The following is a 5,150-nucleotide window of genomic DNA, read 5'->3' on the forward strand; positions in this document are numbered from 1 at the left end:
GGTTCCGCTGGCGGTGCTGGTCGCCACGTCGGCGCACGGCCGGGTGGACGCCGCCGCGCGCGGCTGGTGGTCGGCGCCGCCGAACGGCGAGTCCTACCGCAACCTGGTCACCGGCACCGAGCTGTGGCGCACGCTGGGCTTCACCCTGCTGCTGGCCACCGCGGTGACCGCCACGGTGCTGGTGGTCGCGCTGCTGGCCGCGTACCCGTTGGCCTGGTTGACCGGGCCGGCCGCGCAGGCCACCGGGCTGCTGCTGCTCGCGGCCAGCGTCGTGCCGATCCAGGTCATCGCCGGGCCGGTCAACGAGGTGCTGGGCCTGGTGCTCTCCTCCGGCACGGCTCAGGGTCTGGCCCTGGTGCACATCGCGCTGGGCGTGCCGTTCGCGGTGCTGGTGCTGCGCAACGCGTTCGCCGACCTGCCGGTCGAGCAGGTCCGCGACGCCCGGCTGGGCGGGCGCCGGTGGTGGCACACCCTGCGCCGGTTGGCCCGGCACAACCGGTCGGCGGTGGTGGCGGTCTCCGTGCTGGAGTTCGTCCAGGTCTGGAACGACCTGGTGGTGGGTCGGCTGTTCAGTGCGTCTGGCTCGTCGCCGCTCGGGCCGTTCCTGGCCGAGCAGACCCGCAGTTTCGTGAGCAACAGCGGCGCGTTGGCCGCCAGCTCGGTGCTCGCCTCGGTGCTGCCGGTGGTGCTGGTGGTCCTGTCGCGGCGGCACCTGGTCGCCGGGCTCGTCTCCGGGGGCGTGCGGTGACCGGGCCGGGTGGCGCGCGCGGTGGCTCGCGGTGGCCGGCGCTGATCGCGATCGGCGGCGTGGTCGGCAGCATCCTCGCCAACGTGGCCAGCAACCTGGCCGGCAATCTCCTCTCCGAGCTGGCGGCCAGCGTGCTCGGGCCGGTGACAATCGTCCTGGCCGCCGGCGGCGTCGTCGCCACCTGGGAGGGCCTGCTACGCCCGGTCCTCGCCGGCATCGGCGAACGGCACGCCGCCACCGCCGGCCTGATCGAGGTGGAACACCTGGTGTCCCGCTGCGTCTCGGAGGCGCTCGCGGCGGCCAGTCGGGCCAAGGTCCCCACCGGGCCGGCCCGGATCCTGCTCTCCTGCGCCGACGAGGAGCAGCACACCCTGCCGCTGGAGGCGTTGGCCGCAGCCCTCGCGGAGGGCGGTGTCAGCTACCGGATGCTCGGCGCCCGGGTGCCGGTGGCCGCTCTCGTCGAGGCGGTCAACCGGACCGGACCGGCCGCCGTGGTGCTCTGGTCGCACACCCGGGCCACCGCCGACCCGGCCCAGCTCACCGCACTGCTCGCCGCACCACGGCGTCCGCTGCTGGTGCTCGCCGCCGGCCCCGGCTGGCGGGCCGACACGCTGCCCGCCGGGGTGGTGCGGCCGGTCGACCTGGCCGAGGCGGTCTCGCTCTCCGCCGCCGTCCGCGACTCCCTGGACCAGTCGAGGCGTGATTGATCGCACTGTCGCCAACTGGCGGCGTGAACTACCGTCGGGCGGGTCCGCCTACCCCGACCCTCCGGGAGCGAGCAGATGCAAGCCCGCGCCATCCTGGCGTCCGTCCTCGCCGTGGCGCTGGTCCTGTCCGGCTGTGCCCAACCGGACCACACCATCGCGCCCGCCGGCGCTCCACAGCCGGTGCAAACGACCACGCCGCCCACCCCGACGCCGCGCCCCAGCGTCACCAAGCCGGCCAAGCCGCCACTGCGGCCGCTGCCGGCCAAGCTGCCCGCCGGTCTGGGTCGCAACACCGGCGTACGCCCGGTGGCCCTGACGTTCGACGACGGGCCCAGCCCGGCCTGGACGCCCAAGGTGCTCGACCAGCTGAAGGCCGCGAAGGTGACCGCGACCTTCTGCGTCGTCGGTCGCGAGGTGCAGCGCCACCCGGAGCTGGTCCGACGGATCGTCCGGGAGGGACACCAGCTCTGCAACCACAGCTGGCGACACGACCTCGACCTTGCCCGGCGACCAGTCGCCGAGATCCGGGCCGATCTGGACCGCACCAACAGGGCCATCCAGAAGGCCACTCCCGGCGCGAAGGTGTCGTTCTACCGGCAGCCGGGCGGCCGATGGACGTCGGAGGTGCTCGCGGTTGCCAAGGACCTCGGCATGCGTCCGCTGCACTGGTCGGTCGACCCGCAGGACTGGGACAAGCCGACCGCGGCCACGATCGGTAAGCGAGTCCACGCCGCCACCCGCCCCGGTGCCATCGTTCTCCTGCACGACGGGGGCGGAAATCGGGCCGCGACACTCGCCGCCTGCCCGAAGATGATCGCCGACCTGAAGCACCGCTTCGGCATCACCCGACTCCGCTAGAACCGCTCTGACCTGCGGTTATGACCCGCCCCAAGCCCCTGCCGACACCGATTTTGTCGACCGACGGAGCATCACGTATGCTTTCCAAGCCTCCGGCGGGGCCGGATGGGAGCAAGTCCGCTTGAAGTTGCGAATGTGCAATGATGGCGGGGCCGCCCTCATCGTCTAGCGGCCCAGGACGCCGCCCTTTCAAGGCGGTAGCACGGGTTCGAATCCCGTTGGGGGCACGACCGGCGCAAGCCGGAGCAAGGCAAGACCGGCGCAAGCCGGAGCAACATAAGCTAGGTCCTGTGGAGCAGTTGGAGTGCTCGCCGCCCTGTCAAGGCGGAGGTCGCGGGTTCAAGTCCCGTCAGGACCGCAGCGCCGACGCCGCGCCCCGCGCGGCGTTCTGCGTATCGGAGCAGGTCGCCTTGCCGCCGGTTCGTCCGGTTGCCGGGTAACATGAGCCGAGCGACACGGCCAGGTAGCTCAGTTGGTACGAGCGTCCGACTGAAAATCGGAAGGTCGGCGGTTCGACCCCGCCCCTGGCCACATAGCCTTTCGCCGGGCTACAGAGGTCCCCACCAGCGGAAACGCAGGTGGGGATCTTGCTGTTTCCGGTGCTTCAGCCGATACCGCTGGTCGACCAGCAGCACCACGGACCGCATGATCGACTCGACTTCCCTGATGTCGCGGTATCCCCGCGCCCGCAACACCGCGATATCAAGGAAACCGAGTCGATCACGGCGGGGTCAGTGGTCGCGGCGGCCGGGCGGGCGGTGCTGCGTCACGCTGCCCTGGATCGCCTCCCACACGCTGCGTCCGGCCTGTCGCAGCGTCTCCCCCGCCTGCTCGGCAAGTTGCGCCGCGCTCTGGGCGGCAGCCTGCGCCGCGCCCGGCAGACCACCGTCGCCATGCCCGGACGGGCTCGGGCTGGGCCCAGCTGACCGACCGGGCTGGTTGGGGGTCTCCCCGGCCGCCCCTCCCGCCGATCCCCCGGGGCGCCGCTGATCCGGGCCCGCCCCTCCCGGGTGCTTCCCGTCATCAGCGCCCTCGGGCCGCTCCTGCCGCTGACCTTCCGGGCGGTGGCCACCTGGCGCGCCGGCCTCCGGCTCACGGCCCTCCGGCTCACGGCCCTCCGGCTGCCGTCCCTCCGGCTGCTGGCCCTCAGGCTGTCCACCCTGCGGCTGCTGGCCCTCAGGCTGTCCACCCTGCGGCTGCTGACGCTCAGGCTGCCGACCCTGCGGCTGCTGACGCTCAGGCTGCCGACCCTGCGGCTGCTGGCGCTCAGGCTGCCGACCCTGCGGCTGCTGGCGCTCAGGCTGCTGGCGCTGCGGATGCTGGTCCTGCGGATGCGCCTGGTCGGTTGACCCCGGGCCGCCCGCTCGCGGCCCGGGTCCTCCGCCGCCCGGTTCCGCGCCCACCGGACCGGACCGACCCGCATCCGGCCGCTCAGAACCCGGTCGACCAGAACCCGGTCGACCAGGACCCGGCCGATCGAGACCCGGCCGATCGAGACCCGGCCGATCGAGACCCGGCCGAGCGGAACCCGGCCGGCCACGGTCGACGAAGGCACCGGCCGCGCCCACCTGGCGGCCCGGCTCGTCGCGTACGCCGTCCGGACGCCGATTCGACGTAGTGGTCTCCACTGCGCCCGCGGCCAACTGCTGGGCGCTGCGGTTCACGTCGTCGATGGCGGCGCCGGCCGTGTGCGCCAGCGCCTCGATGATGTGTGGGTTGTTGTCGATCGTGTCGAGCGCCCGTCCCAGGATCCTGGTCAGCTGCTCCAACCGCACCCGTAGCTGCGCCTCGGCGTTCACCCCGTTGACGTTCAACTCGCCGCTGTTGAGGTGCACCCGTACGCCGGCGTCGACCTGGAGCAGGTTGGCCACCCGGGCCCGCAGCGACAGGTCGGCCTCCAGACCGTCGACCGCCAGCCGGATGGAGTCGACGGAAACCTTCGGAATGTCGAGCAGGACGTCCGGGTCCCCGCTGTCGACGTTCCGGTCCGGCTCCCGCTGCTGCCCGCTGTCGCTCATGCTCTCCCGCCCCGCCTGCACACCGGCCCGGTCGTCCGAGCCGTCCGGCGCGGTTACCCGCTTTCCGGACGGGCATCCCGTCCGTGACGACCCGGCGACCGTGTGTCTGGAACCGGGCACCTCGCGAAGCTGCACACCCGGGCATCAGCCGGTATGGTCCGGGCCTATGGGACAGGAATTGACTGATCCGGCCGACATCCGGCAGGACGTCGGCCAGTTCTCTCTGCGGTGCAGCCTTCTCGTCCCGGGCTCCGCCGAGCACGCGTTCGCGGTCTTCACCGACGAGCTGACCGACTGGTGGGTCACCGAGTACACGTGGTCAGGCCCGGACGCGCTGGCCGAGCTGGGCATGGAGCCGCGGGCCGGCGGCATGCTCTACGAGTTGGGCCCGTACGGTTTCCGCGCCGACTGGGGCCGGGTGCTTACCTGGGACCCGCCTCGCCGGCTGGTCTTCGTCTGGCAGATCGGCCCCGACCGGGCGCCGGTGCCGGACCCGGCCCGCGCGAGCGAGGTCGAGGTGCTGTTCCATTCCGAGGGGCCGGACCGCACCCGGGTCGAGCTGGAGCACCGGCACTTCGACCGGCACGGCGAGGCTGCCGAGGGTTACCGCAAGGCGCTCACCGCTGGCTGGCACGAGTTGCTCACCCGCTACGTCGCCACGGTGTCGCGCCACCGCCCCACGACGACGGCCTGACGACCCAGCGGATCACCGGCCGAGCCGGCGGTCGGCAGCGGCGCCGCCGAGGTCCCGGCCACCAAGGTTCGCGCGTTGGCCGGCCTCCGCCCCCGAGCCGAAGCCGGTGCCGCCCAACCGGCGCG

General features: G+C 72.9%; 4 protein-coding genes, 3 tRNA genes and 1 pseudogene. 7 read left to right on the forward strand and 1 reads right to left on the reverse strand.

Features of this window, described 5'->3' with window-relative positions; genetic code table 11:
- From PSH25_RS21300 to PSH25_RS21325, 6 genes and pseudogenes are all read left to right on the forward strand, one after another.
- Positions 1-748 (forward strand): ABC transporter permease family protein (locus PSH25_RS21300; RefSeq protein WP_238660755.1); only part of this gene is annotated, 748 nt, incomplete at its 5' end.
- A 161-nt stretch (positions 749-909) separates the two neighbouring features.
- Positions 910-1,455, forward strand: a pseudogene (locus PSH25_RS21305) (MerR family transcriptional regulator); the annotation flags it as partial.
- Positions 1,456-1,530: 75 nt separating this feature from the next.
- Entirely contained in the window at positions 1,531-2,313 is a 783-nt protein-coding gene (locus tag PSH25_RS21310; protein ID WP_238660756.1) for a polysaccharide deacetylase family protein, read from the forward strand.
- A 154-nt stretch (positions 2,314-2,467) separates the two neighbouring features.
- Positions 2,468-2,540 (forward strand) — tRNA-Glu (locus tag PSH25_RS21315).
- A gap of 57 nt (positions 2,541-2,597) precedes the next feature.
- Positions 2,598-2,671 (forward strand) — tRNA-Asp (locus PSH25_RS21320).
- A 99-nt stretch (positions 2,672-2,770) separates the two neighbouring features.
- Positions 2,771-2,844, forward strand: a tRNA-Phe gene (locus PSH25_RS21325).
- Positions 2,845-3,044: 200 nt separating this feature from the next.
- On the opposite strand, the gene PSH25_RS21330 is transcribed toward PSH25_RS21325, so the two are convergent.
- The gene (locus PSH25_RS21330; protein ID WP_238660757.1) at positions 3,045-4,331 is read right to left on the reverse strand and encodes a hypothetical protein; all 1,287 of its coding nucleotides are present in this window, start codon (positions 4,329-4,331) and stop codon (positions 3,045-3,047) included.
- 166 nt (positions 4,332-4,497) lie between these two features.
- Here PSH25_RS21330 and PSH25_RS21335 point away from each other — a divergent pair, with 166 nt between their 5' ends.
- Positions 4,498-5,025, forward strand: a complete 528-nt coding sequence (locus PSH25_RS21335; RefSeq protein ID WP_238660758.1) for an SRPBCC family protein — start codon at positions 4,498-4,500, stop codon at positions 5,023-5,025.
- The last annotated feature ends 125 nt before the right edge of the window (positions 5,026-5,150 follow it).

Origin of the sequence: Micromonospora foliorum, assembly GCF_022229015.1 — a bacterium.
Lineage (GTDB): Bacteria > Actinomycetota > Actinomycetes > Mycobacteriales > Micromonosporaceae > Micromonospora > Micromonospora foliorum.